This window comes from Ramlibacter alkalitolerans (assembly GCF_016722765.1).
Taxonomy (GTDB): Bacteria; Pseudomonadota; Gammaproteobacteria; order Burkholderiales; family Burkholderiaceae_C; genus Ramlibacter; species Ramlibacter alkalitolerans.
Genome location: NZ_JAEQND010000006.1, coordinates 247,015 through 259,862 on the forward strand (window position 1 = coordinate 247,015; position 12,848 = coordinate 259,862).

Here is a 12,848-nt window from a genome sequence, read left to right on the forward strand (position 1 = left end):
GGCGCAGAAATTTCCTGCGCCCCGCAGGCTCATCCGCGCTTGCAGGGTCTGCGGCAGGATGCCGCCCCCATAAAAAAACCCGGCCGGGCCGCCGAAGCGGTCCTGCCGGGAACCCGTGTAGCAATCGTTCGGGCGGCGGGGCTGGCTGCCCCGCCGCGCCTTGTCGCGCTTACTTGCGAGTGATGTTGGCCGTCGCCCCGCCACCCAGGACCGGGTTGCTGGACCAGGCGCGCACTTGCGTCGGCGCCACCGACCAGCCACCGGCGGTGGCCGGGTTCTGGAAGGAGCCGCTCGAGAACTTCTGGTCGAACGCCCAGCTGCCGTCGGCCGTCACACCCGTCGTTCCGATCGTGCACTCCGGGATGGTGTCGGTGCCGTCGCAGGTCTGGCCTGCGTTCGGGCCGCGCGACAGCGTGCCGTTCATGAACGTGATCGAGATCGTCTGGCTGTTGCGGATCGTGTCCGTGCCGTCCACGCGCCACCGGAACTTGCTGGCTTCGAACTGCGCCCGCGCGATGGCGATGGTCTCGCCAGCGGCGACCGTGATCGAGGCCAGGCCGGTGTTCTCCGACTGGATGCCGGCGGCGTCCACCACCTTGTACTGCACGGTGTAGGTGCCGGGGACCGTGGAGGTGAAGGTGACGGCGCCGTTGACCGGCGTCGGCTGCGTGCCCAGTCCGGCGGGCCAGCTGGTGATCACCACGTTCTTCAGGTCGGCGAAACCGTCCGGATCGGTGGCGTTCGCCAGCAGGTTCACCGTGGAGGCGATGGCGCTCACCGCGTTGGCGGTGGTGTTGCCGGCCACCGGCGCATCGTTCACCGGCGTGACGGTGATGTTCACCGTGGCCGGATCGGACACGGGCGCGCCGTTGAAGGACACGTTGAACGTGACGCCGTCGATGCCGCTCGCGTTGGGGTTCGGCAGGTAGTTCAGGAAACCATCCGCGGACACGGTGGTCGTGCCGAGGCGCGCCGCCTGCAGGATGTTCACCGTCACGGTGCCGCCCTGCTGGACGGCGGTGCGCAGCGACGTGGTCTGGCCGTTGACCAGCACGGTGGCGTTGGCCAGCAGGTCGATCACCAGCTCCTGGCCGGCGGTGCAGCCGGTCGACGAGGTGGCCGCGCAGTCTTCCGCCACGGTGGCGGTGACGTTGCCCGCCACGACCTGGCCGGCCGTCACGGCCATGCCGCGCGCGGTCTGCACCGTGTGCATGTTGCTGCCGCCCTTGTTCGACACCACCTGCACCTGGTTGGGCGGCGACTTGATGCCGCGCACCGTGACCGCATTGGCGGCCAGTGCGGCGCCGGGGCCGCGACCGATGTACGAGCCGTCGGTGCCGCGGACGCTGCCGAAGCCGGCCAGCGTCAGCACCGCCGTCGGGTCGCTGGACTCGGCGGTCACGGCGATGGTGCCGTCCTGCGGGCCGTTGTAGTCGGCGGTCTTGATCACCACGTCGTCGGTCAGGGCCTTGAGCATGTAGCTCGGGCGGACCTGGCCGTTGGCGTCACGGGCGTTGGTGTTCACGATGCAGACGTGGCTGGGCGGCGGGCCGCTCACGGCCATCTGGGCCCAGTAGTCGCTGCTGCCTTCGTCGTTGACCATGGCGATCGCGGAGCCTTGCGACGGCGCGGTGTACGGGCCGGGGTTCACCACGGTGTTGCCGTCGGCGTCGAGGCTGAGGGCGCCGCCGCACGGCTGCGCGTAGAACTCCAGCAGGGGCTTGATCAGGCCCTGGATCGGCTGGGCCGGGATGCGCGCCTGCAGCGTCGGCGTGGCCGTCGTGAACACGTCGACGTCGGTCGCATTGCCGGTCGCGTCGGCACGGTAGGTCGCACGACCGCCGCCCACACGGCCCGGAATGATGTCCGTCATCAGGCGGCCGGCCACCGTGAAGTTGGTCGCGCCGTCCAGGACGTACAGCAGGTCACCGTTGCCGTCCGCCTGCGAAGCACGCACTTCGACGCGGAAGGTGTTGTGGTTCTGCGGACGCGGGATCCCCTTGGTGTTGGGGGTGGGGCTGTTGTCGATGTCGTAGACGGTGATGTCGGGCAGCGGGCTGCCGGTCACGGGGCCGACGCGAGCCGGGTCGGCGATGTACTTCTTGCCGGTGCCGGGGTTGGTCGTGGTGCCGCCCTGCGCGACCAGGGAGTCATAGAACGGGTCCGTGCCGGCCGGCGCAGACTGCAGGTCGGGCATCGGGGGCACTTCGGCGCCGCCCGGGGCGGGGGACGGCAGGAGGTAGGGGCCGAGCGCGCCGGTCAGCGTGCATTCGAAGGTGAAGGGGCAGCCGACGCCGATGTCGGAGGTTTCGAAGATGCGGTCGCCTTCCGAACGATTCTTGAAGACCTCGTCCATGAACGGGGTGATCACGCGGTAGTCGCCGGCGAAGGGCAGGGGACGGATGTCGAGGCGATGGCGCGCGAAGACGGTCTGGCCGCCATCGGGGATCGCTTCCAGCGCGATGATCAGGCGCGCCTTGAAGCCGCGGGCGTCATCCAGCAGCACGTTGTCCGCGCCGTAGTAGAAGTGCTCCTCGAAGAAGTTGTCCGGAAAGACTTCGGGCAGGCTCGCGGGGCCGTCCGGCGGCGCCACGACGCACCAGCCGCCATCCCATTCGGCCTGGGTGCTCAGGTTGCAGTACTCCATGGTGATGCCCGTGGTGTCCTGGAACCACGTCGGGAAGCCCGTGGAATCGGACGCCGTGCTGATCGGGCCCACCCGTTCGAGACCGGCAAACGCCGGGGCGGCTGCGGCCGTGGCCAGCAGGATCGCTGCAGATATTGCGTGCAACTTGTGTTTCATACCGACTCCTCAAAAAAACGCTTGGCTGTAAAAAACCGGGAGTTCCCCCGGCTGGCTTGACTTGATGTTGCGGCGTGCAACACCTTTGTGGTCCCTGCAAGCATCTGTATCGCAGCGAACGTGCCACCGGCTTTTGGCCGAGAAGTGAATACGAATGAGTACGTTTGAGAGGAACGAAGGTCCCGGCTGGGCGCCATCCCCCGGTGCTGGTGGGGCTCCTGCCCCAACAGTGGGGAGGTAAACGGATGGCTTTCACGGGGCGAACTTAGGTGCCGGCCGGCTTCACGCGCCGCGCAGGTGGCGCTCGCGGAAGTGCCGCTGCGGGTCGACGGAGGTGCCTGTCGCACCGGCACCCTCGAGGGAGAGGCCACGTCAGGCGTCACTGACGCGCTAGGTATAATCCCGGACTTCGCGCGCGACCCCGCTTGCGCGCGGCCCGACTCCCCCGCTGCTCGCGCGGCCCTTCTCCTTCCCGTTCCGATGGCATTGATCGTTCACAAATACGGCGGCACGTCGATGGGCTCGACCGAGCGCATCCGCAACGTCGCCAAGCGCGTGGCCAAGTGGGTGCGCGCCGGCCACCAGATGGTGGTGGTGCCCAGCGCCATGAGCGGCGAGACCAACCGCCTGCTCGGACTGGCCAAGGAGGTTTCGCCCGCGAGGACGGATGCCGCGGTGCAGCGCGAACTCGACATGCTCGCCTCCACCGGCGAACAGGTCTCCGTGGGACTGCTGGCGCTGGCGCTTCAGGCCGAGGGCCTTCCCGCCGTGAGCTATGCGGGCTGGCAGGTGCCGATCCACACCAACGACGCCTATACCAAGGCGCGCATCGAATCGATCGAGGACGCCCGCGTGCGCAAGGACCTCGCGCAGGGCAAGGTGGTGATCATCACCGGCTTCCAGGGCGTGGACGGGCAGGGCAACATCACGACGCTGGGGCGCGGCGGCAGCGATACCTCCGCGGTGGCCGTGGCGGCGGCGCTGAAGGCGGCCGAATGCCTGATCTACACCGACGTGGACGGCGTCTACACGACCGACCCGCGCGTGGTGCCGGAGGCGCGCCGGCTCTCGACCGTCAGCTTCGAGGAAATGCTGGAGATGGCCTCGATGGGCTCCAAGGTCCTGCAGATCCGCTCGGTCGAGTTCGCGGGCAAGTACCAGGTGCCGCTGCGCGTGCTTTCCAGCTTCACCGATTGGGACATCCCGATCGAGGAGGAAGCCAGGTCAGGCACGCTGATCACTTTTGAGGAAGACGAGAAGATGGAACAAGCCGTCGTTTCCGGCATCGCGTTCAACCGCGACGAGGCCAAGATCTCGATCCTGGGCGTGCCCGACCGCCCCGGCATCGCCTACCAGATCCTCGGTGCCGTGGCCGAGGCCAACATCGAGGTCGACGTGATCATCCAGAACGTCAGCCACGACGGCCGTACCGACTTCAGCTTCACGGTGCACCGCAGCGAGTACGCCCGCACGATCGACGTGCTCAAGACCAGCGTGCTGCCTTCGCTCGGCACCGACCGCGTCGAAGGCGACACGCGCATCTGCAAGGTCTCGATCGTGGGCATCGGCATGCGCAGCCACGTCGGCATCGCGTCGAAGATGTTCCGTGCGCTGTCGGAGGAGGGCATCAACATCCAGATGATCTCCACCAGCGAGATCAAGACCTCGGTGGTGATCGACGAGAAGTACATGGAACTGGCGGTGCGCGCCCTGCATCGCGCGTTCGACCTGGACCAGCCGGCCGGGTAACGCGCGGGACGCGCGCATACCCGGCCGTCCCCGCGCAGGCGGGGACCCAGTTTGCGTTATGATTTCCAGTTCCGGAGCGGTGACCGAGTGGCCGAAGGTGCTCCCCTGCTAAGGGAGTATGCGGGCAAAAACCTGCATCCAGGGTTCGAATCCCTGTCGCTCCGCCAGAACCATCCCGCGCGCCAGCGTGCATCCCGGTGCCGCTTGCATGCCGCGGGATCGGCTCCAAGGCTGTCCACCTGACAGCCTTCCCTTCCTGGATTCGCGAGCGCGCACTTGCATGCGCCGTGCGGCCACGTCCAGAGGACCGATGGGTAGATTCCCGCAGGCCGCAACGTATTCACCCGTTTGGAGTATGCGCAACAGTTTGTGAATGCATCAAACTGTGACCAGCTTCTGTCGAGGGGCTAACTTTCAAGGGCCGCTCCCGTGCACGGGAAGCGGCCTTTTTCTTGATGCGGCACGCGCGTCGCGAATTCCACTCGGGAAGGTACTGCGCCGCGCTTCGCTTCCAGGCCGGTGAGCGCGCGCGTCCCGGTGGACGCAGGCGATCCGCCCTCCGCAAAGCAGCACCAGTGCGTTCGCGATCTTCTGCGCGATCGCGCGATGCAACGGGCAACGTCGGACTCCGCCTTTCGCGGCCGCACAAGCGCGCGTGATTCGGCGCAACGCCGCCAGCCATTTCGCGCACAGCCACGGCCGCCTGCAAGCCGAAGCGCAACGACGCGCCTCGCCTCATCCCGCCCTCGGTCTCCTCCTGGCCGCGCGCGTCAGCGAGCCGGCGCTTCACTCCCCAACGCCGGGGGGAACCCCGCCTTCGGGCCAAATTCCCCCCCGGTTCCGGGCCTGGTCAGGTGCAAGTAAGCAACGACGCCGCCTTGTACTACGTACTACTTCACAGGAAATGTCGCTTTTCGCGTGGCGAATGCTTCTCGTTACCTGGTGCAAGATATGCGGCGAACTTTTTACATACCACTTCACGTGGTCTCTGGCGGAGGGTGTCTTGACGGGCAGTCGTCACCGTGTAACCGGTTCGATGCAGCGTTCCCAGCGGGGCGCTGCCCTGCGCTGCCCCTCCTGCCTTGAGTCCTCGAGATCGCAGACATGCCGCCACCCCGCGACGCATGGGCGGCAACCACTCGTATCCGACGTCCATTGAGGAGGACTTCCATGAAGGCGAAACTGAAGATCACCGCGGCTACCGCCGTTCTCGCGTGCCTGTCCGCAGGCGCAGCCCATGCGGCACTTGAACGTGTGGGTCCGATCGAATCGAGGCCCTCCGTTGGCGGCTTCCCGGCCTGGTTCCAGGACCGGACCGGCATCGCGCTGGAATTCTGCGACCTCAGTACGCAGGCGGAGTGGGAAGGCGGGTGGTGCGTGCTGGCGCCGCCGGACGGGCCCGAATTCGGCCTGCCCGAGGTCTTTCCGAACAACTTCTTCGAGGAGCACTTCTACTACTCGGCCGACAACGTGCTCCAGGACGAGTCCACCGGCACGCGCTTCCGGGCCCGGCTGGTGATTGCGCTCGAAGCGATCCCCGACGGCGGCCAGACCGTGTTCGCGCGCCACCGGCTCGACATCCGTTCGCTGCCCTTCGACGGCGACTACCGGGTGATCACGCCCTTCCAGGACGTCACCTTCTTCGACAAGAAGCAGGGCGACCGCATCTTCGAGACCCAGGACATCGGCGTCGGCTGCCCCTTCACGTTCGAGTGCACGCTGGCGGGCGGCCTCGGCCCCTACCTCCTGCCTTCCAAGGTGCCGGGCGGGGCCGAACTGCCGCCGATGCCCGACCTGGCCGCGATGCCCACCGGGACGGATCCGTTCCTGGACACGGTCCGCGCCTCGGGAGGCCTGACCAGCAACCCCGGCACCGGCAAGAAGTACCTCGCCGATCCGTCGCGGCTCGGGCCCGTGACCGGCAGTCCGCTCGAGAAGTTCACCGCCTACAACAAGGACGGGACGGAGACGCCCGGGCGCGACCACAACACCTTCCGCATCGAGGTGAGGGCGCCTTCGGCAGACCACAACGGCCCGGTCATCTACACGCTGGAGGATGCAAACAACTTCAGCGTGGCTGGGCGCCTCCAGACCGGAACCCTGCCAGCGCAGCTGAATGGCACGCGCGCGGTCTACAAGGCGGACAGCACGGGGATGATGACCGATCTCGACGTCTTCGCCAACGCCTTGCCGACGGTCCGGGCGCGCCTGCCCGGTGGTCCGGCGACGACCAAGCCCCAGCCGGTGCTGGCCTTCTATCCCGAGCCCTGCGCGGGTGCGATCAGCGTCAAGCCGGAAACAGGCGAGCAGGTCGTCAACCCGCCGCCCTACGGCGCGCCGGCGGGCACTCCGCTGCCGATGGATACGAACGACGGCAGCACGGAGTTCTGGGCCCAGGTCACCCCGGGGGGCTTGCCGCCGACGCATGTGTGCATCGTGGACAACACGGCCCGGGACGTTGCCGGCAACCTGGCGCCCGTGTACGTGCTGCGCGCCGTGACCGACGACGTGCGCGTCACCACCGCAGGCTTCGACGGTCCCTTCGGCGGCACGCTCACCGTCCAGGCGAAATCCAGCGATCCCACGGCAGTCCTCACGCTCGCCGGGTATGGGCCGGGCTCCAATGGCTCGGCCATCGGCATGGGCACCGGCGGCGGGGTGGAACTGGTGGGCAACACCGCCAAGGTCCACGGACTCAAGTCACCGCCCGCCACGGTGCAGGTGGTCTCCACCCGGGGCGGCACGGGCATGCGCTTGACCGACACCAAGCATGGCGCCGCACAGCTGATCGGTCCCCCCATCGCGGTGGGTGACACCCTGACGGTGCTGGAGGACTGCTCCGACCAGGCTGCGACCGCCTGCGCGGAAGGGCAGGGCGCCACCATCGACCTGCTTGCCAACGATACCGTGCAGATCAACGGGACGGTCGAGAACCTGCGTGAAGTGGCCGACCGCAACCAGTTCCCGGTGACGGTCAACCTCACCCAGGCGGCGCACATCGGCAAGGCGACCATCAGCAACGGCCGCTTGAACTATGTGCCGAACCCGAACGCCAGCGGCGCGGATTCCATCGGCTACACGATCACCATTGCGGTGGACGACGCCATCCCCTTGTCCAATCCTGCCTCGGTCGCGATCACGGTGACGCCAGTGAACGACGTGCCGATGGCGGGCAATGTCTCGACCGGCGCCGTCACCGGCCGGCCGATCACGGTGAACCTGCTGACTGGCGCGAGCGATCCGGACGGCGCAGGCGACCTGCGCAATGCGGAGATCACCACCTGGCCGGCCGGGCTGGGGGCGCAACCTGCGCCGGTGAATGGTGTGGTGAGCTTCGTGCCACCCGGCGCAGGCAACTTCAGCTTCAACTATCGGGTGATCGATGGCGCCAACGCGGCGTCGCCGAACACCGGGCAGGGAGCGGTGGCGGTCGTTGCGCAGGAAATCATCGCCTTCATTCGCGCACAGTACACGCGTGACTTCGGCATCTGGAACATCACCGGCACCGACCGGGTCCACGCCAACCAGACGATCACGATCGCCTACACGAACGGCACGCTCGCCAAGGGACCCTTCGCAGGCCAGAGCTGCGACGGCACGGCGGCGATCCCCGACTGCGTGGTCGCCACCGTGGTCCTCGGCGCTTCCAATACCTGGAGCTACCAGCAGAGACTGGGTCGCGGCGGCCCGAAGGACCCGAGCAATTCGGATCACACGTGGAGCACGCCGCCGACCAGCGTGCGGGCGTTCTCGAGCAGTCCGGAACTTGGCGGATCCGCCGTGATGGACATCCGGATCGACTGACGCCGAGCGAACCGTCCGCTCTGCGGTGGACGGTTCGCTGCGGCCTCGCCGGCGACCGGCCGTGGATCACGGGGTACCATCCACGGCACCGACTTCGCGCCCTTCCATGCCCACCGATTTCAGCAGCACCCTGGTGCTCGTCTTCACCTGCGCGCTCACCTTCGTGGTGGCGCGCCTTCTCTCGCGCAAGTGGCGCGAGAAGAAACGGCAGAAGGAGGAGGCACAGCGCCGCGCGGCGGAGAGCCGCCAGGTGCGCAGGGCGCGCGAGCGACGGGTGAAGTAGGGAGGAGTGGATTTCCCGCCTGCACGGGAACGATCGCTTCGCCCAAAGAAGAAAGCCGCCCGAAGGCGGCTTTCCTGCTCCCAGTGAACGTCCTTGTTATCGCTGCGCGGCGGGCTTGTCCTGCCCGCTCGCCTTGTTTCGTCCGGTGCGACGACGCTCCCCTGCCGCCGCGGGCTTGCGCGCTTCGTCGGCCTGCAGGTGCAGGCCGTACGAGTTCGCCGTGACCGCCAGAATGGCCGGTACCCGCTGCAGGATCGACGCTGTTGTTCTTGTATCGCTCATGCTTTTCTTCCCTGTCGTTCTCCACTGCCTCGTTCTGTGTGTGACTGCAGTGCGGAGAAGTATCGGGGCACGCGCAAGGACGCCGTGCCAGCGTGCTGCGTGAGCACAGGTCAGCGGTATCTGACATCCAGCCCGGCCGCAAGAGGCAGCATCGCCCGCCGCCGCGCCGCCAGGTGGCGCAGCACGACGGGTGCGACGAGCCCCACCCCGGCGAGGCTCACCCAGAGGCCGGGGGCGATCAGCAGCAGGGCCGCCAGCAGGCACAGCAACTGTTCCCAGCGCTTCATCTCCACCAGGAAAAAGCGGCTGAGCGCGGCCGCCAGGACCACGATCCCCAGCACGCAGCCGAGGAAGGTGACCGCGAAGTCGTAGCCGTTGAAGCCCTTGGCCACCAGCAGCAGCGAGGGCGAGAACACGAACACGAAGGGGACCAGCGCCTTCGCCAGCCCGAGCCGGAATGCGGTGTTGCCGGTCTTGAAGGGATCGCTGCCCGCCATCCCTGCCGCCGCATAGGCGGCGAGCGCCACCGGGGGCGTGATGTCCGCCAGCACGCCGTAGTAGAAGACGAAGAAGTGCGCCACCAGCGGCTGCACGCCGAGCTGCACCAGCGTCGGCGCCGCCACCGTCACCATGATGATGTAGTTGGCGGTGGTGGGAATGCCGCATCCCATGAGGACGCAGACGACCCCCGTCATCGCGAGCGCGGCCAGCAAGGTCATGCTGCGCGTGTCCGCGATGAAGGCGGGAACGACGGTCGCCGCCGCGGCAGCGATGGCCTGCGCCCAGCCCGTGATGATGAAGCTGATCTTGAACCCGACGCCGGTGAGCGTCACCACGCCGATCACGATGCCGACCGTGGCTGCCGCGGCGCCCACGGCCAGCGCGTACTTGGCGCCGGTCTCGAAGGCCTCGACCAACACGCCGTGGGAGATGCGGCCCGTGATGCCGGCCAGCTTCCATCCGGCCAGCGCGATCACGATGGCAGCCGCGAACAGCGCGATCTTGATGCGGTCGGTCTGCGGCCCGAGGTCGGCGAAGCCGATCAGCAACAGCAGGGCATGGAGCACGAGGAACAGCGCCCAGTTGGCCGGGCGGTTGCCGCTGGTCCGGGTGGTGAGGCCGACGATCGCACAGGAACTGATGCCGGTGAATGCGGCCAGGTAGGGCGTGCGGCCGGACACGAGGATCCCCACGAGCAGGAACAGCGGGATCAGCGTCGGCCAGCGCTGCCGAAGCGATTCGCGCAGCCTCGGCATCTCCTCGTCGGTGAGGCCGCGCAGCCCGTGGCGCTTGGCCTCGAAGTGCACCTGCATGAAGACGCCGAAGAAGTGCATGAACGCCGGCACGACCGCGGCAGCGATGATGGTCTGGTAGGAGACGTTGAGGAACTCCACCATCAGGAAGGCGGCGGCGCCCAGCACCGGGGGCGTGATCTGCCCCCCGGTCGACGAAGCGGCCTCCACCGCGCCGGCGAATTCGCGCCGGTAGCCGACGCGGATCATCGCGGGAATCGTGAGCGAGCCCACCGTCACCGCGTTGGCCACGGAGGAGCCCGAGAGCATGCCGAACATCGCGGAGCCGAACACGCTGACCTTCGCCGGCCCGCCGGCATAGCGGCCGGCGATGGTGGCGGCGATGTCCAGGAACAGCTGGCCCAGGCCGACCCGCGTGGCCATCACGCCGAACAGCACGAAGTGGAACACGTAGGTCGCCACCACGCCCACCGCCACGCCGTAGATGCCCTGGCTGGTGAGGTACTGGTGGTTGATCATCTGGCTCCAGCTCGCGCCGGCGTGCTGCAGCAGGCCGGGGAACCAGGGGCCGGCGAGCGCGTAGGAGGTGAAGCCCAGCGCGATCAGCGGCAGGGGCCAGCCCATGGAGCGGCGTGTCGCCTCGATCAGGGTGACGAACAGGAGGGTGCCGAAGACGACGTCGGCGGTGCTCGGATTGCCGATGCGGAACGCGAGGTCCTCGAACACCCAGGGGATGTAGAGCACGCTGGCCGCGCAGGCCAGCGCCAGCAGCCAGTCGTACCACGGCACGCCGCCCGGGCTGTGCCAGCGGCTGGTCGTCGCTTCGCCGTACAGGCGCTTCGTACGCGGGAAGACGAGGAAGATCAGCCCCAGCACGAAGGCCAGGTGCACGCCGCGGTGGGTGGTCTCGCGCAGCAGGCCGAAGCCGGCCGTCCAGTAGTGGAAGCAGGACAGCGCGATCAGCAGCGCCATCACGATCCAGGTGGCGGGCTGCACCGTGGCGCGGAAGCGCATCTCGGGGTCGAACTTCTGTTCGAGCTCCTGCAGCTGGCGCTCGTCGAGCGCGCTGGGCGTGTTCATCCGTCTCTCCAAAAGCAAAGGGAGGCTGCGCCTCCCCCACCGTCGTCCCCGCGCTGGCGGGGACCCAGGGCAGTTTCACGCGCTGCGCGCGTGCTCTGGGCCTCCGCCTTCGCGGGGGTGGCGGCCTTTACTTGATCAGCCCGGCTTCCTTGTAGAACTTCTCGGCGCCCGGGTGGAACGGGATGCCGGCGCCCTTGACCGCGTTCTCCTTGGTGATGAACTTGCCCTTGGCGTGGCCGGCGGCCAGCGTCTTCTGCGTCGCCTCGCTGTACATGGACTTGGTGATCTGGTAGACCGTGTCGGCGGGGACCTTGGCACTGGTCACCAGCTGCGCGCCGACGGCCAGCGTGTCGACCGCGGCCACGTCCTTGTACGTGCCGGCGGGGATGTGGTCCACGGCGAACCAGGGGCTGGACTTCAGCAGCGCCTGCGCCTGCGGGCCGCCCAGCGGCACCAGCTCGATGCCGACACCGCTGGAGGCGAGTTCGGCGATCGCGCCGGCGGGCGCGCCGCCGACGAAGAAGAAGGCATCGAGCGAGCCGTCCTTGAGCTTGTCGCCGGCCTGGTTCGGCTTGATGTAGTCCGGCTTGATGTCGGACTCCTTGACGCCATAGGCCGCCAGCACCATGCGGGCGTCGATCAGCGTGCCGGAGCCGGGCTCGTCGAGCGCGACGCGCTTGCCCTTCAGGTCGGCCACGCTCTTGATGCCGGAGTTCTTCTTCACCACCAGGTGGATGCTTTCGGGATAGAGGTTGGCGATCAGCCGCAGGTCCGGCACCTTGGGCTTGCCTTCGAAGGCGCCGGTGCCGGTGTAGGCCCAGGTCGCCACGTCGGACTGGGTCATGCCGGCTTCGAGCGAGCCGCCGGCGATGGCGTTGACGTTGGCCAGCGAGCCGTTGCTCGACTGCGCGGTGGCGACGATCTTGCCAGGCTGCGAGACGGCGTTGGCGATCATCCCGCCCACGGGGTAGTAGGTGCCGGCGGTGCCGCCGGTGCCGATGCGGAAGAACTGCTGTGCGTGCGCGGCGCCGGCGAAGGCCAGGGCGGCCGCGAAGGTAGCGGCCCACTTCTTCATGCTCATGGAACTCTCCTCGTTGCGAGGCAGCGAGTAGAGCATGGACGAGGTCGGGGGGCGGATAGTGGAAGCACCGAGCGCGATCAGCGCTTCGGCGTCTCGTCGTCGATCGACGCGCTCCAGCGGTCACCCCAGCCGGCGCGCTGCGCTTCCTCGAGGTCGCGCCGGCCGCGCTTGGTGGGCCGGCCATGTTCGATCGCCAGCGCCGGTTCGCGGGCGAAGCGACGCTGCTCCAGGGCCTTCTGGCGCTCGGCGAGGCTCTCGGCCGTCTCCTCGTACAGCTGCTGCGCCACCGGCGCCGGCCCGCGCATGTCCGACAGCCCCAGCACCCGCACCGTGCGCGTGAGGCCTTCGCGCCGCATGGAGACGGTGTCGCCCACCTTCACTTCGCGCGCCGGCTTCACGTCCTGGCCGTTGATCGCCACGCGCCCCTTGTCGATTTCTTCCGTGGCCAAGCTGCGCGTTTTGTAGAAGCGCGCCGCCCACAGCCACTTGTCGATCCGCAATCTGTCCATGCCC

The 12,848-nt window shown here is 68.0% G+C and carries 8 protein-coding genes and 1 tRNA gene; 4 read left to right on the plus strand and 5 right to left on the minus strand.

What is annotated here, in order from left to right:
- Window positions 1–169 precede the first annotated feature (169 nt).
- A complete protein-coding gene (locus tag JI746_RS12435) occupies window positions 170–2,803 on the minus strand; it encodes an Ig-like domain-containing protein (RefSeq protein ID WP_201689850.1) in 2,634 nt (877 codons plus the stop codon).
- A gap of 480 nt (window positions 2,804–3,283) precedes the next feature.
- Here JI746_RS12435 and JI746_RS12440 point away from each other — a divergent pair, with 480 nt between their 5' ends.
- The 4 genes from JI746_RS12440 to JI746_RS12455 all read left to right on the plus strand — a co-directional run bounded on the left by JI746_RS12440 (window position 3,284) and on the right by JI746_RS12455 (window position 8,639).
- Window positions 3,284–4,552 (plus strand): aspartate kinase, encoded by a 1,269-nt coding sequence (locus JI746_RS12440; protein WP_201689851.1) that lies wholly within the window; start codon window positions 3,284–3,286, stop codon window positions 4,550–4,552.
- Window positions 4,553–4,625: 73 nt separating this feature from the next.
- A tRNA-Ser gene (locus tag JI746_RS12445) sits at window positions 4,626–4,719 on the plus strand.
- A gap of 1,003 nt (window positions 4,720–5,722) precedes the next feature.
- Complete coding sequence (locus tag JI746_RS12450; protein WP_201689852.1) at window positions 5,723–8,356, plus strand: Ig-like domain-containing protein; 2,634 nt, start codon at window positions 5,723–5,725, stop codon at window positions 8,354–8,356.
- Between the two features lie 106 nt (window positions 8,357–8,462).
- Window positions 8,463–8,639: a hypothetical protein gene (locus tag JI746_RS12455; protein ID WP_201689853.1), complete on the plus strand. Its 177-nt coding sequence runs from the start codon at window positions 8,463–8,465 to the stop codon at window positions 8,637–8,639.
- A 96-nt stretch (window positions 8,640–8,735) separates the two neighbouring features.
- On the opposite strand, the gene JI746_RS12460 is transcribed toward JI746_RS12455, so the two are convergent.
- From JI746_RS12460 to JI746_RS12475, 4 genes are all read right to left on the minus strand, one after another.
- Complete coding sequence (locus tag JI746_RS12460) at window positions 8,736–8,921, minus strand: hypothetical protein (RefSeq protein WP_201689854.1); 186 nt, start codon at window positions 8,919–8,921, stop codon at window positions 8,736–8,738.
- 110 nt (window positions 8,922–9,031) lie between these two features.
- On the minus strand, window positions 9,032–11,254 hold the full coding sequence (locus tag JI746_RS12465) for a TRAP transporter permease (protein WP_201689855.1): 2,223 nt from the start codon (window positions 11,252–11,254) through the stop codon (window positions 9,032–9,034).
- 127 nt (window positions 11,255–11,381) lie between these two features.
- Window positions 11,382–12,335, minus strand: coding sequence for a TAXI family TRAP transporter solute-binding subunit (locus JI746_RS12470; protein ID WP_201689857.1), 954 nt, complete (start codon window positions 12,333–12,335; stop codon window positions 11,382–11,384).
- A 77-nt stretch (window positions 12,336–12,412) separates the two neighbouring features.
- Window positions 12,413–12,844 carry an RNA-binding S4 domain-containing protein gene (locus JI746_RS12475; protein ID WP_201689858.1) on the minus strand — a complete coding sequence of 144 codons (432 nt, stop codon included), beginning with the start codon at window positions 12,842–12,844 and terminating at the stop codon, window positions 12,413–12,415.
- Between the last annotated feature and the right edge of the window lie 4 nt (window positions 12,845–12,848).